Below are 24,708 nucleotides of genomic sequence, written 5' to 3' on the forward strand. Positions count from 1 at the left end.
ATCGGAACTCAGTAGTTAGATTAATTTATGATTAGTCTTTCTATCATTTACCAAATTATTGTATAAACCTTTAACATAATAAGACAAAATTCCACCGGTAGAATCAATAATTATATCGTATAAACGCCCATCACGTGCCAGGAAAAGTTGTAAAATTTCTGTTGTGATTGCAAATAAAACTGTGAATATAATAGCCTTTCTATGATCCTTCGAAGAAAAGTAGATTAGCCATTCCAAGAAGGCAAATCCTATTAAGTGGCCTAGCTTTACTGTAATCCAATAGGAGTGTATAAGATTAATATCACTAAATTTAAAAAGATCATAAAAGTCCGGTGTTGAAATCCATTGAAATTTAAGGGTGTGATCGAACAATATTGTGTCCAATCGATTAACGCTTGTAAATACCCCCAAAATTAATGCCCAAATACAAGTAATAATATATTTTATCTGTTTTGGATAGCGTTGAAAAATGAGATTCATGATATTCTCCTCCAATTTGCATTTATTCTAGCACAAAATCAAGAAGAATATTTGTAACATCAAAACTTGGAAAAATAAAAAGACGGTTTAATAAACCGCCTTAATTGTTTTCTGGTATGTTCTTGTCCCCTGTAATCCTTCGTTTTCTGTTATTCCTGACTTTAATCCAGTAATGGCCATGTTCATCTTTGTAGAAGCGGACCCCAACTAATAGTAATGGAGTGTAAATCTGTTTAAAATGATAGTATGGCATGGATATTTTGCCCCCTGATTTTAAGTTAATAGGAGGTAACTGGCTGGCGTATCTTCTGACTTAGCCCCTATAGTTTTGCGTCGCCATTTTTCAATGGTTTTGCCTTTGTCATAAATAGGATAACATGCCCATTGTAAAAAGAATGTAGATATGTGTCGAATATAAAAAAATTTATTAAGTTATTTATAGTCATAATGTATTTTTTAGTAGTGTCATTGTGTCTTTTGGGAAAAGGCTGGGTATATGCTACAATGAATAAATAATGGATATCGAGAGGGATAGAATGATTGAGTTAACCAACATAACAAAAAGCTATAAGGATGGAAGAGAACGGCTGTCTATCCTGCAGCATGTAAACCTGCACATCTCAGAAGGAGAATTCATCGCCATTCTTGGACCTTCCGGCTCAGGGAAATCTACGCTGCTAAATATTCTTGGTCTGCTGGATCGCCCCAGTTCAGGAACATACCAGCTGGACGGGAAAGATATTACTACATACAGCCAGGCACGCCTGGCAAACGTACGCAACCGGCAAATCGGCTTCATTTTCCAGCAATTTATGCTCATTCCCCGGCTCTCGGTTCAGGAAAATGTGGGACTGCCTCTTTTATATGGCCGGTATTCCCGGCGTGATAGAAAAGAAAGAGTAGAAAAAGCGCTGGACCAGGTAGGCCTGCTCCACAAAAAAAAGGAGCTTCCGACCAAACTATCAGGGGGTCAAAAGCAAAGAGTCGCTATCGCGCGTGCCATTGCCAGCGAACCGCAGCTCCTGCTGGCTGACGAACCAACCGGAAATCTGGATGTCGATGCAAAGCAGGGCGTCATTGACATTCTGCATAGCCTGCACAAATCCGGCAAAACGATTGTTCTTGTCACCCATGACCATGACCTGGCGCAAATTGCGGATCGTATCTTGTACGTTGAAAATCGAACCCTTGTCTCTCCTGATAAGCGTATGATAGGAGGGGGGACAATATGATAGTCAAACCATTCTTCATGGCGCTGCGCGGTATCCGGGCATACAAAGGCCGTTCGGTTCTTGCCTTGCTGGGAATTGCCATTGCCGCCTTCCTTGTCATTTCACTCATGTCTGTTCTTTATAACTTTAAGAACGGCCTCTTAAACCAGTTTAACGGGGCAGGAGCTAAACAAATTACCGTTGTTCCTGGGAAACTATTAAACAAACAGGCAATGAGTTCAGGCGTTGCTGATTTATCTGCTTTCACCCCATCCTCCAGCACGCTCACATATAAGGATGCCATGGATGCTAAGAAAAATGTAGCAGGTATAAGTAAGGCTGCACCGCAGAATGAGGCGGTGACCACTCTTTCCTTTAAACAAAAAACAACCGATATTATTTTTACCGGTACAAATCCTGATCTGCCGGGAGTGTTTGATTTGAAGCTGGCAGAAGGAAGTTTTTTTTCTGGGAAAGCTCTTGTAAACAAAGAAAAGGTTGTTGTGCTTGGTTCAACCGTAAAAAAAAGTGTGTTTGGACAGAGTAAAGCTGTAGGGAGCACAATTGTTATTCAAGGAAAGAAATATCGTGTAGCAGGTGTATTAAAGGAAAAGAAAATGTTTGGTTTTAATGTGGATGAGCGTGTGTATGCACCTTACCAGGTAGTTGAAAAAGAAATGAATGTGAAAAATGCGTCGATGCTTTTCTTTCAGGCCAAAACAACGGAGAGTGTACCGCTGGTAGAAGCACAGATTGATAGCGTAATCGGCGGAAACCATCAAAAAAAGGACTACAATTTGTTAAAGGCAGCGGAAGCGGTCCACCTTGTGAATACAGTGATGAAGCTACTAACGGCTATAACAGTGTCGATTACAGGGGTGTCTTTTGTCGTTGGAGGGATTGGTATTATGAATGTGATGCTTCTAACGGTCAAAGAGCGGACACGTGAGATTGGGATTCGCAAAGCAGTCGGGGCTAAATCATGGCATATTCTAAGCCAGTTTCTGTATGAAGCAGTGATTCTAAGTGTGCTTGGTGCAGGAGTAGGTCTTGCGGCGACGTATGGAGCACTACAGGGAATTCACCACTATTTTCCGATTCTATCAAATGAAATTCCTAGAGAGTTAATTCAGTATACCGCTATATTTTCAATCGGTGCCGGTCTTTTGTTTGGTATTATTCCGGCGGTTCGTGCGGTACGTATTCAACCGATTGAAGCGTTGCGCTATGAATAAAAGGTGGGTAAAAAGGAGAATGCAACGATGGCTGGAAAACTACGTAAAATAGTAATCGTCACTGGTATTACACTCGCTGTAATCGGTGTGGGCGGGAAGCTGGCGTTCGATTATGCTGCTGATAAGGTAGTCAAGAAAATGGCGCAGGAGGTATCCGCCGATCCTGAGGTCCAAAAGCTGTTAAAAGATAAGGACGTACAGCAAAAACTTGATCAACTGCATCAGAATCCGGATTTGCAGAAGAAGTTAGATGGAATGACCAAAGAGGTCTCTCTTCAAGAATCTTCAAATAAGAAGGCAGATGCAGCATCGATACAGAAAGACCCAGTTAAGGGAACGGAGGAGGCTGCGCAGCAGGAACCAGGTACACATCCTACTAAATCCTCTGGGGCAAATGTAGAAAAAAAAGGAAATTCAAATAGTTCAAGTGCCATCCATTTCAGCAGCACAAGTGACGCGGCACAATATGCGATGAAGCGCTTCTCTATGTCTGAAATTAACCATTATCGCCAGATGGTGTCGGATGGGATTACACCTGAGGAAAAAAGACAGCTCAAAGCGGTTGCTTTTTCCCGTTTTTCTCCGGCAGAGCTCCGGGCATTTATAGAAGCGGCGCGCAAATAAAGGAGAAACGTTTTAAATGGCAGGAAAGATAAGCCGGGTACAACGAGGGAGAACATTTCTATTATACTGGATTCCGCTATTGCTCTTAATAGGGGGGATTTTCTTCTCTTCTTCCCAGCCGTATCAGAAACAGGATATACGTCCAGAGATAAGAAAATATATTAACGAGAAAGAAATAGCCCAGAGATTTGCAGAAGTGAAATTTACTTACGTTCATGGAGAGGTAAGTGTTAACCAATTAGGGGCGGCAGGGTTTATTGAGTTTTTTATACGAAAAGGAGCCCATTTTACTCTCTATTTTCTTTTGGGTTTTCTCATGTATGGCGCTTTACGGGGAAGCGGAGTGGGGAGAGGGAAGCGGCTGGTAGGCTCTCTCCTCTTTATGGTCCTGTATGCCGCTTCTGATGAGATACACCAAATGTATACGGCTAACCGGACTCCACTTGCGGCAGATGTACTTCTCGATTCCGTTGGTGGTGCAATAGGGATAGGTGCTGCACTTGTAATGAAAGAAATATTTTCCTGAAAAATTTGTTGTTATAATTGTAAAAATTAATAACAATTATTCCGATATAATAAGATAGATAACTTAGGTATTTTAACCTAATCATACTTACTACGAAAGCCTTGTGATCTTTTTTTGACAAACTATACTTTCTCTATGAAAAAGGGATGAGCCTATCATTGGATTCGTTGTATATTACTGTTAATTATGATAAGTTATTTAATGAATAGTATAATTTGTCGAAAAAAATCACAGACCAAATAACCATGGAGGTGTACATTTTGAATTTTAGACAAAAACTAGCTGCTTCTTTATTGTCAACAGCCGTTCTAACATCCGGTGTTATCCCGGCTCTTCCGCTGAACAGCGCTATATACGCAGCAGACGTGCAGACAAGCCTTTCTAGCCAGTTGGCACAGAAAGTAAGAGCAAATTATGATTTGCTGCTTCCGGAAGAAAAACAGCTTCTCCAAGATGCTAGAAGCTTTACCTTAGTACAGAACACGGACTGGTGGAGAAATACTCTTGGCTTAGACACTTTTATTAATGCCGCAAAAGCAAAGGGAGTAACGAAAGATGAAGCGGTGGGCTTCCTTCAGGAGCTGATTGCCATTACTAGCGGTTTCAACCCGAGTGGAATTGATGCTGATATTCAGAACTTCCGAAGTAAGTATGCCGGAACATTCCACAAGTTAACCAATAATGAGTACACACTTGATCAATTGCTTAGCCTAACTAATGATATTGAACAAAATACAAGGCAATCTATATCAAGCAAGTATGCGATTAGGATAGGGTTATTCCTAACAGGATCGTCCACAGAATCTTTACATACTCTTGTTCATGATATTGCGAAAAGTGCTATTGAACAAAGCCTTACTAAGCCTGAATATCAAAAGTTCAATGGGAAATTAGGAGAACTAGGTTTATCTATTGAACAAGTTCTTGGATTTACTGTAAACATGGACAAGGCTGCTGTTACTTCGGGCGGCAAAACATTGGGTGATGTGCGGGACGCTTTCGCATTCGCCGGTGCAAGAAAGTACCTGCACGCTGAACTTAACAATAAGCAGTTTAAAACAACCGAGCAGCTATCTGTAACAAGCGGAAGCGATGCAACATTGAAATTTATCGCTAATCTTCCTTCTAATTCATCTTCAACTGATACTGTTAACATTACACAATTCACGGATTGGAAGGTAACAGATGCGAATGGGACTGTCCAATCCCGCGTTGAGCCGAAGGTAAATCAGCAGAATGGTACAGTTACATTTAGACCACAGGCTGATTCGAAATTTCTTGTTGCTACAAGCAGAGCTAAAGTGCAGGGAAATCCGTTAACACTTGCTAAGTTCCAATTAAATGTAGCTGCCCAGGGAACCCCGCTTGAAATACCGGCAATTCTTGGACAGCCAACGACGATCCCTGTACAGGCAGGTGCTTCTTTGACACAACCTGTTAATGTTCGGGTAACAGTACCAGGGGCGGGAGATGTTATTGTTCAACTTCCGATTGGATTTAAACTACCGGATGGCACGACAGCTCTGACTGTAAAATCTTCGACAGAAGCACCAACAAACGGATTGACAACGGCAGGCCCAATCCTTGACTTCAGTTTTGGCCAGCCTGGGCCGCATGTCCCACTTAGCCAACCAGTTACAGTTATACTCCCGGTTACTTCTGCTGATACTAGCAATGTAGGAATATTCTATTATAATGAAGGTAAGCAAAAGTGGGAATATCAAGGATCAACTCCTGGTGCAGGTAATACGGTTAGCGCTTCTGTAAGCCATTTCTCTATCTATGGTGCATTGAGTGATACGGTAGCACCGGCTGCCCCTACTATTACGAAGTCTGTTGCAGACTCTAGCTCGGTTACTTTAACAGTAGACGCTTCTGATCCATCTGGAATTAAAGGATATCAGGTTTACCAGAATGAAAGTGCAACGCCTGTAAGCTATACGCTTGTATCCGAAAACGAACTTAAGATTGCGGGCTTACAGTCATCCACTCAATACAAATTTAAAGTTAAAGCGGTAGATAACCTTAATAATACGTCAGATTTCAGCTCTGCAGTCCCCGTAACGACAGGTAGTACTGGTGGCGGCGGTGGCGGCAGTACTGGTGGCGGCGGCGGCGGTGCAACTCCGAGCACTCCAACTACGCCAACCACACCAACTACACCAACTACACCAGGCACTGGCACAACTCCGGGTAATGGTGGACAGACACCGGTTGTAACGACTCCGGACTTCATCGATATTGATGGACACTGGGCACAAAAAGATATCGATTTTATGGCAGCGAACGGATATGTTCACGGTACAGGAAATGGCAAATTCGAGCCAAACAGAGTGATAACAAGAGCTGAATTTGCGGCGATGCTTGTAAACATTCTTGCTCCAACGGAAGAAGGAAAGGCTTCGTTTACAGATGTACCTGCGAACGCATGGTATGCGGATAGCGTAAAGCGTGCCTATGCAGCCGGAATCATCCATGGGGTTGGTAAAGGTCGTTTTGCTCCAAGCCAGGTAATCACCCGCGAACAAATGGCGGCTATGATTGCCAACGCCTTGAAATACAAAGGAATAGAACCAAGTGTACAAAATGTGAATGCGGCTCTTAAGGCATTCGGGGATAAAGGTTCTATTTCTAAGTGGGCAGTGCAGGCAGCTGCTATCGCTGTAGAAGCTGACATTTTACACGGTCAGAAGAAAGGCAAAGCTGTTACTTTTGCGCCGAAGAGCAAGGCAAGCCGAGCAGAAGCGATTGTTATGCTGAAACGTTTTCTTGAAAAATAAAATAAGAGAGTTCGATTGAGATGGGTGCGATGAGCACCCGTCTTTTTTTTGTTTCATGTAGAATGTTGTTAAATTAACAGGAAATTTGGCGCATGCATATAGAAAGAGAGAGGATATAATGCTATAATTTGGTATCTGAGCATGTTATGATAGCTGGTTTAGTATAAACTTTTACAATAATGATAGAAGGAGTAATAGCAATGAAACGAGTAAAGCGTTCTTTTATCCCTTTGACTTTAGCAGGAATCCTTGCCGTGAGTGGTGTCAGCTATCCTGTTGGTGTTAAAGCTGATTCTACAACAGCTGTAAAATCTAGTTTCTCTGACGTTTCTGATAGCTATTGGGCTGCACAGCCGATTGTAAAAATGGGCCTGCGTGATGTCGTAGCCGGATATAATGACGGAACCTTCCGCCCTGATGAAAAAGTAACACAAATGGAAGCGCTCGCCATGGTCATTCGTAACATGGGACTGAAAGCGGAAGCGGACAGCTATAAAGCGACAGGAAACCTTGCATATAATGTACCGGACTGGGCAAAAAGCACAGTTGCTTTTGCTGTATCCAAGGGATTAATCAAGCCTGAGGAGAAACGGTTTGCTCCTGCGGAAACTGCGACAAGAAGCTGGGTAGCCCAGTTAATGATCCGGATGATTAATAAAGAGCAGGAAGTAAGCAAAGCGGCGGCGGAAAATACCGTTAAATTCACGGATGATAATTCTTTCCCAACCTGGGTAAAAGACTATATCAACGCAGCTGCCTCTTACGGTCTTATCTCCGGTTTTTCCGAGGGAAATGGACTTTCCTTCAAACCGGAACTTGAAGTGACCCGTGCCCAAATGGTTGCTTTCTTAAGCCGAAGTGAGAAGTATTTAGATGTCGAATCTGATAGAAGCCATATTGGTACATTACAATCATTAGCATCCGGTACCCTTACTATAAAGGGGAAAAAGGACGGCACTGCTTATACATACGAGATTAACAGCGGAACTAAGTTCTATGATGGCACGAAGAAGATAACAAAGGAAGAAGTCAAAGCGAATAGCCAGCTTCTCGTGATTGCTCTTAACAATAAGGCGTATTATGTAGAAGCAATAGACCAGGCAGCCGCAAACACGATAGTAGATGGAACTATCGAGAAAGTATATGAAGAAGCTCAGTCGGTCATCGTAAAAGATAAAGATGGAAAGCTTACAACCTATCAGGTGGATAGCACTACAACGCTAGGGACTAGTAGTGCTACGATTAAGAGTATCAATGAACTGGTAAAAGGAGATGAAATCCGAATTACGATAGCACCTGGCGGCAAAGTTGTAAGCCTCACCCGCACGAGTGAAAGTAAAGATAAAAGCCTTGAAGGGACAGTTTACGATATAGACCAACAGGCGAAACTCCTTACAATCAAAACGAGTGGCAGCAAATTGGAAGCCTTCAACTACGACGATGCGACGTTTGTTGAATATAAAAACAAACGTTTCCCTAATATAGGAGATTTAATACAGGGAGATTCGGTAAAACTTGAACTGGCAAATGGCATCATTAGTAAAATCATTGTCAATGTAGCAGAAAACGAAGTAAACAGCGGAACGATTAAGGCTGTGAATGTTGCTGACCAGTTTATCACGATCCAAGGACAAGATGGAAAGCTGCAAGTTTACCGTGTGGATAACAGTACAGCTATTTCTGTAGGTGAAACAACGGGTCTTTCTCTTTCCGATCTTGTAATAGGGGACAAGATAGACATCAAAGTTCAGAACGAGACTGTTTCTTCTATTACCGTGAAGAATCGAACCGTTGTCAATCCAACAGAGCCAAATGATAATTTGAAGAACGGCACAATTTTTGCTGTAGATGCGACAAACCGGGTTATTTCCTTGAAGAATGCCAGCGGTGAGCTAACGGCAGCGTATGAACTAAGTACAAACGCTGAATTAATCATGGATGGAAAATCAAATCCTGGTTTGGCTGATTTGAAAAAGGATATGAACGTATCCTTCCAGCTTGATCAAGATAATAAAATCATTTATATAAATGCTGACAACCGCATTAAGGGACAAATTACTCGAATTAACCCGGATAATCGCTTGCTGACAGTCAAGTTAGAGTCAGGGGAGACAAAAGTTTATGTAGTTGACAAGGACGTTAGTGTGGTTATTTTTGATTCAAAAGGGGAAGACCTGGAAGATTTACGGAACGATGATAAGGTATCCATGAAATTGAGTGGCACCAAGGTAATCGACATTGATGTTGAGCGTACTTTTGTTTACAGGGTAACGGAGGTATACGACTATTCTATCCGGGGTGAGGATGATAAAGGAAACTCCCGTATATTTAATACGTATGGCCAGGTTTCACTGAAAGTTCCAGGAGTATCCTATCCGAAAGCGAGCGACTTTAAAAAAGGAGACGTCATTAAAGTCACATACTCCGGAGATACGCTAAAAGCTGTTACGGTAGTTCCGAGTGTGAATGGGCAAGTCCTCTCTATTAATCCGGATAACAATACCATTAAAGTGAAAGATTATAATGGAGTTACGAACGAAATTACGGCAGCGACAGGAAGCACGATTAAAATCAGTGACCGCCAGTATACATCGTTGAGTGCGTTAAAAGTAGGAGACCGGGTTCAAGTCGCTGAGTCTTCAAATGGAACAAAAAGCATTCTTGTGATGGATAAAATTGAAACAACATTTAATGAGTTAGATAAGTATGGAGACAGGGTGTATACGCCGAAAGGAAGCTATTATTTGCCTGCGGACCTTTTTGCTCGCCAGCCTAATCTCAATACGATGCTTAAGGGATTAAAGAAAGATGATAAAATCGTGTTATACATGTCCAACAGTAAGGTTTATGATATTGCAAAAGTAGACTAAATAGAAAGCCTGTCCTGCTGAAAAAAGGGCAGGCTTTTTGCTGTATATTTTGTGATATTATTAAGCGCGGTTTCCACCGTACTGAAAGAAATGAAAAAATAACTAATTGATCCACAAAAAGAAATTGAGTAAAATTATTACTCGTGATAGCGAAGTTTTTTTCTCTTAAGCAAGATAATGGTTTTATTGGAGTGAACAAGGTGTTAGACTACCTAATTACATCTAAGACGCGTATTAAGCTTATTTTAAAGTTCTTTTTAAACGCAGAAACACAGGCTTATTTACGCTCGCTTTCGGAAGAGTTCGGTGAATCAACGAATGTCGTGCGTGTCGAACTAAACCGGCTAACCGAAGCAGGCTTACTAAAAGCAAAAATCCAGGGCCGTTTGAAAGTATATCAAGCAAACGAAAAACACACATTATTTCCTGATTTACATAGCATTGTGAAAAAATACATAGGAATTGACCTTTTAATTGAAGAAGTAATTTGGAAGTTAGGGAATGTGGAGGTTGCTCTTATTACGGGTGATTATGCAAAGGGGATTGACTCGGGGATTATTAATTTTGTAATTGTTGGTCAGATTGATAAAAACTATTTACAGGAACTGGTTGATAAAGCGGAAGAACTTATTCATAGAAAGATTCGTACACTTGTATTGAATAATGAAGAGTTTCAGAAGTGGAATCATAAATTCATACGAGAAAAAGCACTTATTGTATGGAATGAAAGGTAGAAAAGAAAGGGTGCGAAAAAAATGATACTTGTCGTTGGTGGGGCTGGATACATTGGTAGCCATGCTGTGAAGGAACTTATTAGAGAAGAACACCAAGTTGTTGTGCTTGATAATCTATCGACCGGACATCGTGGAGCTATAGATGAAAGGGCGATATCTGTTCAGGGGAATCTGGGGAATGAAAATGACCTTGAATCTATTTTTAAACAGTACCCGATTAAGGCGGTTATGCACTTTGCCGCAAACAGTCTTGTTGGGGAGTCTGTAACGGATCCGTTAAAGTATTATGAAAATAACGTCGCTGGGACACTTACTCTTCTAAAAGTTATGATGCGATACGAGATTAAAAAGTTTATCTTTTCTTCCACTGCTGCTACGTATGGCATCCCGAATGTTGAACTCATCACAGAAGATACGCCAACGAATCCAATTAACCCGTATGGCCGCTCAAAGCTAATGATTGAACAGATACTGGCCGACTTTGCAAATGCATATCAGCTTCAATATGTGGTTTTACGTTATTTTAATGCCGCAGGTGCCGATGAATCCGGAAAGATTGGGGAAGACCACAATCCGGAGACACACTTAATACCGATTATATTGGAGCATTTGCTCGGTAAGAGGGAAACGATTTCGGTATTTGGCACCGACTATCCAACTCCAGACGGAACGTGCATTAGAGACTACATTCATGTAACAGATCTTGCAGCAGCCCATATTTTGGCGCTTGATAGTTTGCTACAGACACATGGTAAGCTTATTAGTGAAACATACAATTTAGGGAATGGGGAAGGCTATTCTGTAAATGAAGTTATTAAAAAGTGTGAAGAAGTAACAGGCAGAAAAGCGGAAATTAGGTACACAGAACGCAGAGCGGGAGACCCTGCTATTCTCGTAGCGTCTTCTCAAAAAGCAGAGAATGACATGGGCTGGAAACCTGCATATAAACTTGAAGAAATCGTCCGCACCGCTTGGCAGTGGCGCAGAGATAACATAGACGGATATAGCAAGTAAAGGCAGAGAGGAAAGAGGGTATACCCGTATGAAAGTACGCAAAGCGATTATTCCGGCAGCAGGGTTAGGAACCCGCTTTTTGCCGGCTACAAAAGCTATGCCGAAGGAAATGTTACCAATTGTTGATAAGCCTACAATTCAATATATTGTAGAAGAGGCTATTGAATCAGGAATTGAGGACATTATTATCGTAACCGGAAAAGGAAAAAGAGCGATTGAAGATCATTTTGATAATTCGTTTGAACTTGAATACAGCTTACGTGAAAAAGGTAAACTATCCCTCTTAGAAGAAGTGCAAAAGCCATCTAAACTTGTAGATATTCATTACATTCGTCAAAAGGAACCCAAAGGGCTTGGTCATGCGGTTTGGTGTGCACGCAAATTTATTGGTAATGAGCCATTCGCTGTTTTACTTGGGGATGATATTATACAAGCAAAATCTTCTCCATGCCTCAAGCAAATGATTGAACTCTATAACAGATACCAATCATCAATTATAGGTATACAATCAGTTCTAAAGGACGAAGTGTCGCGGTATGGAATTGTTGATGCAGTAAATTTACATGAGAGACTTTATGCAATTAAAAACCTTGTGGAGAAGCCCACAAAGGAAACAGCTCCATCAAATCTTGCAATTATGGGTCGGTATATTCTTACACCTAACATATTTGAAATTTTAGATAATCAAAAACCAGGCACAGGAGGAGAGATTCATCTCACTGATGCGCTAACTAGGTTAAGTTCGTATGAAGATATTTATGCATATCAGTTTGAAGGTAAGAGGTATGATGTGGGGGATAAATTAGGATTTATTAAAACAACATTAGAATTTGCCTTACAGCGTGAAGAATTAAGATGCGATTTACTATCGTATTTGGATAATATCTATAAAGAATACAAGGCTAGAAACTAGTGCTATAAAATGTATTGCGGAATTTCTAATATAACAGAAAACTAGAATTTTTTTGTTTAGGCAAGCTTATGCATACTTAACCAACTATTTAACTAATGAGGTAGGGCATTCTAGGAACCTCTCATTGAGTTAAGTCAATATGTTGAACACAAAAAACAAGTTTTATATAGGGTGCTTGATCTCATGTTCTGTGATGTAAGGTGTCTTGTAATCCGGAGTGTTGTGTATCCTTTTTTGGTTGTACCAACTTTGGATAAATTGAAGTAGAGCCAGTTTGGTAGAAGAGTAATCTGTCTACTGGATATGGTTTGTCTCTTCTTTCTTTAAAATGGCGTAGGAAGGCTCGAACCAGGCATTATCATAGGGATAGCCTTTTTGATTCAAGGATTGTTTCATCCTAAAGAAATGAAACAAGTTCGTAAATTTACCACTTTGGTATTGTGAACCTACCTCAGAGTGAAGAGGCAAGCCCTTCACAGAATTTTATATGTCATCGGACAAGAAAAAGAATGCCCCGGGATTTCCTGGAATGCAGGTTTATAACACAAGATAAATAGCACTATCAGTCCTTCAAGTATGAATATACATAACGCTCTATATAAAATCACGAGTGTTGATTAATAAAAAATGTAAAAAAATAGAAAACAGGCGCCTTTTTCGGGAAAAGAGTTTGTACACCACATACAAATCTCTGCGAAAAGAGGCGGCCTTCTTATGAAAAAGTCTATCACACTTCTTGGCGCTCTGGAGCACTTCGTTATGGAAGAAGACATTGGAGAGATACTGCAAGTCCAGGGTTACAAAGATATGGCTCGCAAACTTTCTATTTCTATGCTACTGCAGTTCCTTATCATGACGGCCACGCATGAATAGAAAAGTTTTAGCCATACCGCTGATGTTGCTACCCCTTACGGGTTCCCGTCCGTTCACTGAGGCACAACTATTTGTAGAATGGGAACTTGTTATCTAGGTATTCATAAAAAATTATCAGGATTTATACGGGACTAGCCTGTCTAAATCCTGATAATCAACAGTTTTGATACAAAACGAAAAAAAGAAAGCTAAATGTTTATGGAATTACATATACAGTCCGCCATTAATATTTATTTGTTGACCTGTAATATACTGACCATCTTGGCACAAGAAAATAACAGTTCGTGCTATTTCATCGGGCATACCAAAGCGTCGAAGTGGGATGGTAGAAACAATTTTCTTGCGGATTTCCTCAGGGATAGCTTGAATCATTTCAGTTTCAATAAAACCAGGGCAAATTGCATTAACAGTTACGTTCACTTTAGCAAGTTCAAGAGCAAGTGACTTTGTAAATCCAATAATTCCGGCCGTTGCAGTTGCGTAATTCGTTTGACCAAATCCGCCGCTCTGACCAATGACAGAAGAAATGTTGATAATCCTTCCTCCGTCTGAATTTTCTATATAGGATAATGCAGCACTTGTCGTGTTATAAACGCTATTTAAGTTAACATCTATAACCTCTTTCCAATTCTCTTTGCCGAGCTTGCGGAACGTACGATCCCGAGTAATTCCGCAATTATTGACTAAAATATCAAGTTTTCCATATTCCTTAATTATGTTTTCTATTAAAAGATGTGCCTGTTCTGGATCTGAAACATCAGCTTGAATAGCAAAAGCCTTGCCATCGTTTTCTTCTATCTCTTCTACGATTTTAAAAGCGGCTTCTCTGTTAGTATTATAATTGACTCCTACTTTTAACCCCGTTTTTTGCTAGCTCCTTGGCGATGGCAGCACCAATACCTCTTGAGCTACCTGTAACGATTGCTACCTTACTACTTAATATCATTTTTTGTTCCCCTATCTTGATTGCTTTTCCCTCCAACTATGTAGGAGGTTCTATAAGATTAAAGCAGTAAGTACTTAACTGGCAAACTCCTATTCATTTAGTTTTCTAATGGAACGAGCGGGTACTCCCATGGCCAAAGTATTAGACTCAACATTTTTAGTTACAACTGAACCTGCTCCAACTATGGAATCCTTTTCAATTGTAATGTTAGGAAGAAGCGTAGCCCCTGCCCCAATAGCTGCCCCATCCTTGATAATTGGACCATTAATTTCATTTTCATCATAGCCGGTTTTCCCGATAGCATTGTCATTAGTTGTACCTACATTTATGCTAATAAATACATCGTTTCCGACTTTACAATTCCCAGTAATGTGTGTTAAATCCATAATCTTTGTATTATCACCAATAGCAGTATTATAGTTAATTGTTACATAGCGACTAATGATACAGTAGGAGCCAATTTTGCACTGCTCCCGGATGGATGCCCCATCACCAATTAATGTATTTCTTCCGATTTCTACATCATAAAAAATTACTGCATGGGGACCAATAGAGGTATTAGCTCCTATTACAATGCTTTTCTCAAATACAGGGGTACGAGCTAATGCGCCTGCCCCTTTCGGTTCTTTTCCAATATAAGCTCCAGGGAATATTTCAACGCCGTCTTCAATTACTACACCTGAATTAATTACTACGTGAGGATGAATAACTACATTATTTCCAATTGTTACGTCAGGACGTATAATGGCAAACTCATTGATAGTAACGTTTTTTCCAACAGAATTAGTTTGCACTACGGCTAAATCACTAATCATTTTAATCCTCCGACAGACTTATTTAGGTTACATTCTTAAATTAACAAATGAATTTTAGCATAATAAGTATAAATAAATCAAAGAAAGTATTTAGGTGAATTTTTAAGACTGATACTATGTTAACGGGTAAAATAATTTTTTAAAATAAAATGGAAGGACATAATACATAGGTTGTATACTTTATGTTATTATAGACGGGGCATTAATTGTAAATTTTATTCTATGCTGAGAAGGTTGTATATCGCCCAGAAAGTGGGCGTTTCTTTTATTTGTCTAAAAGCTGTAAAATTTTAATTGTAGTTACAGCTAGTTGAGGTTTTTTCTCATTTTAAATATTTGAATATTATTTATATACTCTTGGAAGTGTAGGGAGCCATCTTAGAAATTTAATATTGAGGGGTTATGTAAATTGAGTATAGAAAGATGTCGTTTAATTAACTTGCAAAAAATTTCTGATCCACGAGGAAATCTAAGTTTTGTTGAGGGAAACAGGCACATTCCCTTTGATATTAAGAGAGTCTATTACCTCTATGATATTCCCGGAGGGGAAACTAGAGGAGGTCATGCTCACAAAAATCTACAGCAGTTAATTATAGCTATGGCGGGAAGTTTTGACGTAGTGCTGGATGATGGATATAAAAAAGTGACGTATAGTTTGAATCGCAGTTATATCGGTCTATATTTAGATCGTATGATTTGGCGTGAATTAGTAAACTTTTCGACTAACGCTGTTTGCCTTGTATTAGCTTCAAATTACTATGAAGAAGAGGATTACTATAGAAATTATAATGATTTTCTGATGTCAGCAAGAGATTATTATGGAAGTTATAATGACTCCCTAACGTTGACAAGAAAGGAAGAAAGTTAAATGAACATTCAATTCTTAGATTTAAAAACAACGTATTTGGAGTACAAAGAAGAATTTGATAGCGCGTATCAGCGTGTTATGAACTCTGGTTGGTATATATTAGGAGAAGAGGTAGAAAGATTCGAAGAGGAATTTGCAAGATATTGTGGGACAAAGTATTGCATTGGTATAGGAAATGGATTAGAAGCCCTCTACCTCGTCCTAAAAGCTTGGGATATTGGTGAAAATGATGAAGTTATTGTACCTGCCAATACTTTCATTGCAACCTGGCTTGCTGTAACAGCTACCGGGGCGAAGCCTATTCCAATTGAGCCGAATAAACAAACATTTAATATAGATCCGGAAAAAATAGAAGAAAAAATAACTCCAAAAACAAAAGCAATTATACCGGTTCATCTATACGGTCAAACGGCTGACATGAGTAAAATCACGGACATAGCAAATAAGTATAATTTATATATACTTGAAGATGCTGCACAGGCTCAAGGAGCTTACTATTATGAAAAAAAAGCCGGTAACTTAGGCGACGCAGCAGCGTTTAGTTTTTACCCGGGGAAAAACCTTGGAGCCTTTGGGGATGCGGGTGCTGTTACGACAAATGATTTTGAGCTTATGGAGAAGTTAAGAAAGCTAAGAAGCTATGGTTCACAGATAAAGTATATACACGAATTCAAAGGAACCAACTCAAGGCTGGATGAACTTCAAGCAGCGTTTTTAAGGGTTAAATTAAGTAAATTGGATAGTTGGAATAAAAGAAGGCAAGAAATTGCGGAAAAATATATACATGCATTAAAGGATACGAAATATATGGGACCGATTATCCCAGAAAACTTTATTCCTTCTTGGCACTTATTTGTCATAAAGACAAAAAATAGAGAGTATGTGCAGAAAAAATTACAAGAGTTCGGTGTTTCAACATTAGTTCACTATCCTGTACCTCCTCATTTAGCACAGGCATACGAAGACTTGAATTATGATTCAGGTGCTTATCCTATTACAGAAGAGTTATCACGTGAAATTTTAAGCTTGCCTATGGGCCCACATCTTACCGAAGAAATGGTGGATTATGTATGCGAAATACTGCTAAGAATCAATCAGGAAATTTAGGGATAACTAAGATTACGAAGAAAATCAGAGCAAATCTTCGCAATATGTCTTGCTACTTTCTTCTTCGAAAATCTCCTCTCTTTAACAGTGAATATTATCTTCAGACGAATCCGGACGTAAAGGACAGCAAAGTTAATCCAATTCTTCATTTCATATTTCATGGTGTGAATGAAGGACGTAACCCGCATCCTTTGTTTGATATTAATTACTATTTGTTACACAACCCGGATGTACGAGATGCTGATATTAACCCCCTTGTTCATTACTTACGGTATGGTGGACAGGAGGGAAGAAGGCCACACCCTCTCTTTGACGTAGAGTATTATGTAGCACAATGCGGACGTGATATTCAATTAATTAAAAACCCGCTCCTTGATTATTTAATGAATGGGTTTGAAGAACGGTTGAGTACTCATCCACTATTTGATGCCAGGTTTTATATTGAACAATATATGAATGACGAGAAGGAAATTACTCCGCTGCACCATTTCCTGATGGATGGATGTAAGTCTGGGGCGTCCATCCACTCTGTTTTTTCTGAGTTTTCCTTTGATGAAAGTAAAAGCATTGTAATACGTAGCTATTTTACAGAAGGTAACGAACCAACAATTCAGCATCTTAAATATAATCCTGAACTAAGAGATTCATTAATTAATTACCTAAAAGAATGCCGGTTTGAGGCGTTTGACAACCTGTTTAGACGTTCGATAAGGCTTTCCCCTCTTCAGAAGGCACAAACAGTTGCAAAAACATTTGCGGAGATTAAATTTGTTAAAGATGCAATCAAAGAAAATGGACAATTATTACATCATAAAAACCAAGAAGGATGGAGCTTTTATTCACGTACTGATAATAATGAATTTCTTCTAACTCCGCCCGAAGAATATATAGGAATACTGAATAATGTTTCTCTTGTGGGAGGAACAAGATTGCTATTTAATCAACAGGGGCAATTGCTTCATGATGAATTAGCAAGTTTTTCGGGTGCAGACTATGGAGTGAAAACATGGCAATACGTAAAAGTAGGTGAGCCTCATATAGCAGAAGTTTATAACACAAAGGTAATACCAAACAATACTATTAAAGAGGGTATTTTAATATCGTGTGACCATGATAATAACTATTTTCACTGGTTAATTGAGTGTTTGACAAAAGTATTAATGATATCACAATTCAAAGAATTTGAAGGGGTTCCTTTGTTAATTGGCCGTAATCTTAATAAGAATTATATTAATGCCTTAGAAAAAATAGTTAACAATAGATTCCCAATTTTTCAGTTAGAAGACGGTTCTGTGTATGATATAAAGAGATTGATTTACCCGTCTGATCTTTCAAGAATATTAGACCGCTATAACGGCAAAATGACACCTGATACCGATATTGTTTTGTCTCGGGAATGGCTCCAATTAATCAGACAGGAGCTGCTTAGAGGAAAAGGAAGTTTAAATTATAAGCAAAAAGGTCGTAAGCTGTACCTTACACGACGTGGTGGCACTTATCGCAAGGTCCTTAATGAGCATGAAATTGAGTTGGAACTTCTAAAGGATGGCTTCGAAATCGTAGATTTAAATAGCTGTTCCTTTGATTTTCAGTTAGAAATATTTAACCAGGCAGATTTAATAGTTGCTCCAACAGGTGCTACTGTTACAAACATGCTATTTGTTCCTCCGAATACTAAATTTGTCGTATTTGTATCTGAACACCCAGGTAATAATCTTTATATTTGGGAGCAATTGGCCGATATTTGCAGTGTTGATTTAACCTATTGTTTTGGTGAGCGTGCTTTCGCACGTCAAGATTTACATGATGATTTCACAATTAATTTACCACAGTTATTAGCCACAATATCAAATATTGAACATTGTGAGGAAGTCGTATGAATAATGTAAAAGAAGGACATGTTAAGCCAAAAGTAAGTGTACTGCTTACTACTTTTAATCATGAAGAATATATATCAGAGGCGATAGAGAGTATTCTGGATCAGTCCTTTACAGACTTTGAGTTGCTTATTATTGATGATGGCTCAAGGGACAAGACCAGAGAGATTATTACACGGTACAAAGATAGTAGGATCAAATGTATTTTTAAAAAAAATGAAGGACCAAGTATTGCTCTAAATACAGCTATTTCTTTAGCCAAGGGCCAATGGGTTGCCTTAATGTCTGGTGATGACATCTCGCATCCCAAAAGGCTGGAACTTCAGCTAAAATATGCAGAACTAAATGACTCTAAAGCTGTTTTTTGTTTGCCTCAGTTAATCGCATCGAAAGGCCACAGGTTAGATGACTCCTTTCTTCCAGTTCTTTATGGAAAAAGATGCATTTCAAAGGAGGATATCTTTAAAAGGCTATTTTTTGAAGGTAATTTTTTATGCGCGCCTAGTTGTCTAATTAATATTGATGTTTTCCAAAAGGCGGGGCTTTTCACTGAAGCTTCATTGCAGTTACAGGACTTCGATATGTGGGTACGTCTCTCTAAACATTATAAAATTGACCTTATGGCGGAGAGGCTCCTGTTTTATCGGCTTCATGAAAATAATCTTTCGGGTCATAAGCAATATAATAGGACACGTTTTGAAAGCCTTATGATTTATAAGACTATTTTGGATAATACAAGCTGGGAATTCTTAAACGCTTGTTTCCCTGAGTATATCTCATACCGTTCCTACAATGATGATATAGAGCTCGAAATTGATAAAACCTTCCTTTATTTGCAGCATCCTCTTCAGATGATTCGACTAATAGGGGTAGAGCGGTTGTATAGTCAATTGAGTAATCCGCCTATTAAAGAGCGGCTTGAGCGAAGGAATTTCTCAATTAAGGAATTGTTTCTTCTAACAAGTTCGATTGATTTTTCAAGACTGTTAAATGCATAAAGTAGGATCCTAAGGCAGTAATTATTAACAGGAATACTACTGTATTTTCATATGAAAGACCTGCTTTAATATCTAGGCAGGTCTTTTGCAGTTATTACTTCTCGCAATTTCAGTGCAATAAATACCAGTTTTAAATAACCAAGAAATACACATGATTTCCTAGAAATATGTTACAATCAAAAGGGTTTAATTGTAGGAGATAAAAGTTTTATTATATTTAGGAGACGTCTAATGAAAATATTATTAATTGGTGGTTACGGCCTTCTAGGCGACGACATCTACAAGGTTTTTTCGTATAACCAACAAGAGATTATAAGAATTAAAAGAGAGCATTTAGACATCCTGGATACGAATAATCTGGAAGAAACAATATCATTAATACGTCCTGAGTTAGTAATAAATGCTTCTGGATATACAAACGTAGCGATGGCAGAAAGAGAATTTGAAAAAGCGTTTCAAGTCAACTGCTTAGGTATTTATAATTTAGTAAATACGCTTAAAAAATATGATATTCCCCTTATTCATTTTAGCACAGACTATGTGTTTGAGGGAGGAGGCTCAACGCCCTATAAGGAAGATGATCCTGCGATCCCCCTTAATAAATATGGGTTAACAAAGAAGATTTCTGAGGATATTATCGTAGCAAACTATGATAAGTACTATATTATCAGGACCTCCTGGCTTTTTGGTTCTAATGGGAAGTGTTTTCCGAGAACTATTTTACAAAAACTGAGTTTGAATGAAAAAATATATGTTGTTAATGATCAATTTGGTACACCTACGTATACGCGAGACTTAGCAGAGGGTTTATTGAATATACTAAGATTTCCTTTTGGGTTATACCATGTTACGAATGACGGATATACGACATGGTTTGACTATGCTCTGTTGGTTGCCAGTTATATGAAGTTGAATGAAAAAAACATTTTTCCTGTAACTTCTGATGAACAGTATGCCGGTGTGAATAGACCTAAATTTTCTGTTTTAAGTAATGAAAAGTGGAGTGATTTTGCTCCGCAGTTAAGGCCGTATAATAAAGCTGTGGAATGTTTCTTGCAAGTATTACAATAATATAAAGTTGGAGTGATTTTAGTGTCAGTTCAGTTATTCGTCCCTACATTTCGAATTGATGAATGTTTGGAAGAAATAAGGGAATGCTTGGAAAAAGGATGGACAGGGCTCGGATTTAAAACGATACAATTCGAGGATGAGTGGAAAAAGTATACCGGGTTGGAGAATGCTCATTTCTTGAATTCTGCAACAGTTGGACTCAATTTAGCTGTGAAGATTTTAAAAATGGAAAACGACTGGAACGAAGAAGATGAAATAATTTCTACACCTTTAACATTCATATCCTCAAACCATGCGATTGCATATGAGGGAATGAAAGTAGTCTTTGCGGATGTGGATCAACATTTATGTTTAGATCCTGCTGATGTAGAGCGGAAAATTACTGATAAAACAAAAGCCGTTTTGTTTGTGGGGATTGGTGGGAATACGGGCCAGTATCTTAAAATTGTTGAGCTCTGTAAAAAATACAACTTAAAGTTGATTTTGGATGCGGCACATATGGCAGGTACAAGATTAAATGGACAAATTCCCGGAAAGGAAGCAGATGTTGTTGTCTATTCTTTCCAGGCGGTTAAAAACTTACCGACTGCTGATTCCGGAATGATCTGTTTTAAAGAAAAGCAATATGATGAATTATGCAGAAAACTTACTTGGTTAGGAATTAATAAAGATACTTATGCACGTTCTACTGATAAGGGAGCGTACAAATGGAAATACGATGTAGAATATGTCGGATACAAATACCATGGGAATTCTATAATGGCAGCTATCGGACTTGTTCAATTGCGTTATTTAGATCAGGACAATGCATATCGCAGGCAGCTGGCAAAATGGTATGATGATCGTTTTAAACAGCATTCAAACTTAATTGGAACAATTAAACCAGCGGAAGATTGTGAATCGTCCAGGCATTTGTATATTATTGAAGTGAATAATAGAGATGAATTATTATTAGCTCTTAATGAATGTGAAATTTATCCTGGAGTACACTATAGGGACAATACAGAGTATCGTATGTATGCTTATGGTAAAGGAACCTGTCCGAATTCACACCGTTTGAGCGAGAGAATTATGTCTTTACCCATGCATCTAAAAATGAATAAACAGGATGTCGACTACATTTGTGATAAAGTGATTGAATATAGTTCTTTCTAAATATAATCGAACGATTCGCTTAGTTTTATGAAAACTTCGGATCGTTCTTTTTGAAATTTACCTGAATATAGAAGGTGTATATTAAAAATGAAGCATAATTATTATGTCCAGGGAGAGGATTTGAATTTACGCCCAGTTGAGGAAAATGATCTAGAGAGGATAAGGGCCTGGAGGAATAAGGAGTCAATTAGGACTTTTTTTGTCTATCAGCAATTAATTAAGCCTAACCAGCAAACGGTATGGTATGCAGACTATTTAGAAAAAAACAATGATATTATGTTTATTATTGAGGAGAAGAAGAGTTTACAGCGTCCCATCGGTGCAGTAGCTCTTTATAATATTGATTTAAAGCGTTTGCGGGCTGAGTTTGGCCGTTTAATGATTGGGGATTCCGAGGCCAATGGAAAGGGATTAGGCTTGCAAGCTACCTCTTTAGTATGTGAGTTTGGTTTTTCTGTTCTTGGGCTTAAGGAAATATATCTTGAGGTTTTTGCTGAAAATCAAAGGGCTAAGAGGATTTATCAATCCTGTGGTTTTATTAATATTTCAACCTTTGAAAGAGATGGAAAAAGAATGTTAGGAATGTGTGTGAGCAAATGATAACTGAGAAACAAACCGAACGAAAGACGAAGGTTTTCGCTATATGCCTTGGTCAAATTCCTTCAGCAATAGTGGGAGTCGTTGAGCCGCTAAATGAACTGAAAAAAAAGAACATAATTGAATTTACTTTCCTGGAGACATTAAAGGTTACAAAAAGAGAAATTGCAGAAGCTGATGTAGTTATTTTTATTAGAAGCTCTGAAACATATGAATACACTATCGCAAAAGAGTGTAAGCGATTAGGCAAATATATTATATATTATTTAGATGACGATTTGCTTAATATACCAGAGACAGCAAATAGTTATATATATTTTAGTAATGAAACTATACAAAAAAACATTATAGATATTATGAAGCTGTCAAACTGCTTATGGACAAATAATATAAATATAGAAAAAAAATACAAAGACTTTTTTTCGAAGTCGGCCGTTACTCACGCTCCAGCACTGCTGCTAAAGCATTTGGAATGGGCTGAAGAAATTGAAGAGAGCGATACAGTTAAAATAGGCTTTGCTGGAGGTATTGACCATCAGGGTTTCTTAGAGAGTTTCTTAGAAGAACCAATTCAGTATTTAATTCATAAATATGGTTCAAGTATTACCTTTGAATTTATGGGTGCGAAACCTAGCTTCGTGGAACGACTATCTCTCGTTTATATTCCGTATCAGGATACACATGAAAAATATATAAAAATGATACAAGAACGAAGGTGGGATATTGGATTAGCTCCATTACCGGAAAGCCCATTTCATGCGTGCAAATATTTTAATAAATACTTAGAGTATGGAGCAATTGGTTGCGCCGGAGTATATTCAGATGTTCAACCATATAAGCAAATTGTTGTGAATGAATATAATGGCTTGTTAGTTGATAATGATAAAAATGCATGGATGAAGGCAATAAGCAATCTGATTGAAAATGGGGAACTTCGAAAAAGAATTAGGCGGGAAGCCAGAAAAAAATTAGAAGACGAATTTACAACAATAAATGTAGCAGAATCTGCACAGAGGAAAATAGACGAATTAAGTCGATATAAAGCCCCTGTTTGCAGAGAAGGACAAGTGAAGCTGCAATCCGGGAAAATTCAATTTTTTATGGAAAGATTTAATACTATTATAAAAAATCATGGTATAAACTCACCAGTATATATAACTAAAAAAATCATAATTAAGTTATGTAGAAGGTTACCATGGATGGACTCAAGAAAAGGATGATTCGGTGGTGGCTTTTTTTAAGAATGTTTTTCGGGCAAGACATATCTTGTTTAGCTTAGTCAATCAGGACTTGAAAAATAAATATAGAAATTCATTTTTTGGGATAGGCTGGTCGTTATTAACTCCACTAGGCTTAGTACTAATTATTGGTCTCGTTTTCTCCCAGGTACTAAAGCAGCCAATTAAGGATTTTGTGCCGTTTTTATTCTCCGGATTAATCCCCTGGTTGTACCTGGTTCAATGTGCAGATGGGGGAACGGCGGCGTTTATTTCAGGACAGGGCTACATAAAACAAACACAAACACCAATTGAGATCTTTCCTATAAGGGTTGTTCTTACATCGTTTGTCCAATTGTTATATTCGTTAGCAGCCTTTTTTATTATGTATTTATTTATAAGTCCAGAGAATTTTAACACTAATATGTTTTTTGTTATTATATCATTACCTATATGGTTGTTAGCTGGTATTGGCCTTGCTACTATCTCAGCTATCATTAATACTTATATACGCGATTACTCGCATCTTCAATCTTTAATTATTCAAGGTCTATTTTATGCTACCCCTATTATGTATCCAGTATCACTCCTAGAAAAGTCAAAATATCGTTGGATATATGAATGGAATCCAATTCATTATCTTATAGAAATTATTAGAGAGCCTCTGCTTGGAAAAAAGATGCCTGATTTATCTATATGGTTGTCTGCAGTTGGATTTGTATTTTTAATCCTTTTTATAGGTGTTTTATCAATTGGAAAAATAGGTCGAAAGATAACATTTCGATTATAGGAAGGAT

22 protein-coding genes, 1 pseudogene and 1 riboswitch are annotated in these 24,708 nt (G+C 38.4%); of the genes and pseudogenes, 19 read left to right on the forward strand and 4 right to left on the reverse strand.

Annotation, left to right across the window (positions count from 1 at the left end; all coding sequences use genetic code 11):
• Positions 1–15 precede the first annotated feature (15 nt).
• Positions 16–480, reverse strand: a complete 465-nt coding sequence (locus MBEAL2_RS03040) for a VanZ family protein (RefSeq protein WP_047150849.1) — start codon at positions 478–480, stop codon at positions 16–18.
• A 100-nt stretch (positions 481–580) separates the two neighbouring features.
• The gene (locus MBEAL2_RS31550) at positions 581–733 is read right to left on the reverse strand and encodes a hypothetical protein (protein WP_161798154.1); all 153 of its coding nucleotides are present in this window, start codon (positions 731–733) and stop codon (positions 581–583) included.
• Between the two features lie 31 nt (positions 734–764).
• Positions 765–847, reverse strand: a riboswitch (cyclic di-GMP riboswitch).
• 169 nt (positions 848–1,016) lie between these two features.
• Here MBEAL2_RS31550 and MBEAL2_RS03045 point away from each other — a divergent pair.
• The 10 genes from MBEAL2_RS03045 (at position 1,017) to MBEAL2_RS31555 (ending at position 13,260) form a co-directional block, all read left to right on the forward strand.
• The gene (locus tag MBEAL2_RS03045; RefSeq protein ID WP_047150850.1) at positions 1,017–1,712 is read left to right on the forward strand and encodes an ABC transporter ATP-binding protein; all 696 of its coding nucleotides are present in this window, start codon (positions 1,017–1,019) and stop codon (positions 1,710–1,712) included.
• The gene (locus MBEAL2_RS03050; RefSeq protein ID WP_047150851.1) at positions 1,709–2,926 is read left to right on the forward strand and encodes an ABC transporter permease; all 1,218 of its coding nucleotides are present in this window, start codon (positions 1,709–1,711) and stop codon (positions 2,924–2,926) included. The genes MBEAL2_RS03045 and MBEAL2_RS03050 overlap by 4 nt, the downstream gene beginning before the upstream one ends.
• A gap of 27 nt (positions 2,927–2,953) precedes the next feature.
• Positions 2,954–3,550 (forward strand): hypothetical protein, encoded by a 597-nt coding sequence (locus MBEAL2_RS03055; RefSeq protein ID WP_047150852.1) that lies wholly within the window; start codon positions 2,954–2,956, stop codon positions 3,548–3,550.
• A 16-nt stretch (positions 3,551–3,566) separates the two neighbouring features.
• A complete protein-coding gene (locus tag MBEAL2_RS03060) occupies positions 3,567–4,076 on the forward strand; it encodes a VanZ family protein (protein WP_047150853.1) in 510 nt (169 codons plus the stop codon).
• Positions 4,077–4,336: 260 nt separating this feature from the next.
• Positions 4,337–6,856, forward strand: a complete 2,520-nt coding sequence (locus MBEAL2_RS28825; RefSeq protein ID WP_052947396.1) for an S-layer homology domain-containing protein — start codon at positions 4,337–4,339, stop codon at positions 6,854–6,856.
• 200 nt (positions 6,857–7,056) lie between these two features.
• Positions 7,057–9,726, forward strand: a complete 2,670-nt coding sequence (locus tag MBEAL2_RS03075) for an S-layer homology domain-containing protein (protein WP_047150856.1) — start codon at positions 7,057–7,059, stop codon at positions 9,724–9,726.
• A 200-nt stretch (positions 9,727–9,926) separates the two neighbouring features.
• On the forward strand, positions 9,927–10,460 hold the full coding sequence (locus tag MBEAL2_RS03080) for a winged helix-turn-helix domain-containing protein (RefSeq protein WP_047150857.1): 534 nt from the start codon (positions 9,927–9,929) through the stop codon (positions 10,458–10,460).
• A gap of 21 nt (positions 10,461–10,481) precedes the next feature.
• Entirely contained in the window at positions 10,482–11,474 is a 993-nt protein-coding gene (gene galE / locus MBEAL2_RS03085; RefSeq protein ID WP_047150858.1) for a UDP-glucose 4-epimerase GalE, read from the forward strand.
• 28 nt (positions 11,475–11,502) lie between these two features.
• Positions 11,503–12,387 (forward strand): UTP--glucose-1-phosphate uridylyltransferase GalU, encoded by an 885-nt coding sequence (galU, locus tag MBEAL2_RS03090; protein ID WP_047150859.1) that lies wholly within the window; start codon positions 11,503–11,505, stop codon positions 12,385–12,387.
• Positions 12,388–13,101: 714 nt separating this feature from the next.
• The gene (locus tag MBEAL2_RS31555) at positions 13,102–13,260 is read left to right on the forward strand and encodes a hypothetical protein (RefSeq protein WP_161798155.1); all 159 of its coding nucleotides are present in this window, start codon (positions 13,102–13,104) and stop codon (positions 13,258–13,260) included.
• Between the two features lie 204 nt (positions 13,261–13,464).
• Here the strand turns inward: MBEAL2_RS31555 and MBEAL2_RS03100 are convergent.
• Together MBEAL2_RS03100 and MBEAL2_RS03105 are read right to left on the reverse strand one after the other, a co-directional pair.
• A pseudogene (locus MBEAL2_RS03100) lies at positions 13,465–14,206 on the reverse strand (3-oxoacyl-ACP reductase).
• An 89-nt stretch (positions 14,207–14,295) separates the two neighbouring features.
• The gene (locus tag MBEAL2_RS03105) at positions 14,296–15,021 is read right to left on the reverse strand and encodes an N-acetyltransferase (protein ID WP_047150860.1); all 726 of its coding nucleotides are present in this window, start codon (positions 15,019–15,021) and stop codon (positions 14,296–14,298) included.
• A gap of 409 nt (positions 15,022–15,430) precedes the next feature.
• On the opposite strand from MBEAL2_RS03105, the gene MBEAL2_RS03110 reads away from it, so the two are divergent.
• From MBEAL2_RS03110 to MBEAL2_RS03150, 9 genes are all read left to right on the forward strand, one after another.
• Positions 15,431–15,889, forward strand: a complete 459-nt coding sequence (locus MBEAL2_RS03110; RefSeq protein WP_047150861.1) for a sugar 3,4-ketoisomerase — start codon at positions 15,431–15,433, stop codon at positions 15,887–15,889.
• Complete coding sequence (locus tag MBEAL2_RS03115) at positions 15,890–16,996, forward strand: DegT/DnrJ/EryC1/StrS family aminotransferase (RefSeq protein WP_047150862.1); 1,107 nt, start codon at positions 15,890–15,892, stop codon at positions 16,994–16,996.
• A complete protein-coding gene (locus MBEAL2_RS03120; RefSeq protein ID WP_047150863.1) occupies positions 16,960–18,876 on the forward strand; it encodes a glycosyltransferase family 61 protein in 1,917 nt (638 codons plus the stop codon). The genes MBEAL2_RS03115 and MBEAL2_RS03120 overlap by 37 nt, the downstream gene beginning before the upstream one ends.
• Complete coding sequence (locus MBEAL2_RS03125) at positions 18,873–19,871, forward strand: glycosyltransferase family 2 protein (protein ID WP_047150864.1); 999 nt, start codon at positions 18,873–18,875, stop codon at positions 19,869–19,871. Before MBEAL2_RS03120 ends, MBEAL2_RS03125 begins: the two co-directional genes overlap by 4 nt.
• Before the next feature lie 231 nt (positions 19,872–20,102).
• Entirely contained in the window at positions 20,103–20,942 is an 840-nt protein-coding gene (gene rfbD / locus MBEAL2_RS03130; RefSeq protein WP_047150865.1) for a dTDP-4-dehydrorhamnose reductase, read from the forward strand.
• Between the two features lie 21 nt (positions 20,943–20,963).
• A complete protein-coding gene (locus tag MBEAL2_RS03135) occupies positions 20,964–22,097 on the forward strand; it encodes a DegT/DnrJ/EryC1/StrS family aminotransferase (RefSeq protein ID WP_047150866.1) in 1,134 nt (377 codons plus the stop codon).
• A gap of 87 nt (positions 22,098–22,184) precedes the next feature.
• Entirely contained in the window at positions 22,185–22,697 is a 513-nt protein-coding gene (locus MBEAL2_RS28830) for a GNAT family N-acetyltransferase (RefSeq protein ID WP_052947397.1), read from the forward strand.
• Positions 22,682–23,914, forward strand: a complete 1,233-nt coding sequence (locus tag MBEAL2_RS03145) for a glycosyltransferase (protein ID WP_152667680.1) — start codon at positions 22,682–22,684, stop codon at positions 23,912–23,914. Before MBEAL2_RS28830 ends, MBEAL2_RS03145 begins: the two co-directional genes overlap by 16 nt.
• Positions 23,915–23,921: 7 nt before the next feature.
• Positions 23,922–24,701: an ABC transporter permease gene (locus MBEAL2_RS03150; protein WP_052947398.1), complete on the forward strand. Its 780-nt coding sequence runs from the start codon at positions 23,922–23,924 to the stop codon at positions 24,699–24,701.
• The last annotated feature ends 7 nt before the right edge of the window (positions 24,702–24,708 follow it).

Source organism: Aneurinibacillus tyrosinisolvens, from assembly GCF_001015055.1.
In the GTDB taxonomy this organism is placed as follows: domain Bacteria; phylum Bacillota; class Bacilli; order Aneurinibacillales; family Aneurinibacillaceae; genus Aneurinibacillus_A; species Aneurinibacillus_A tyrosinisolvens.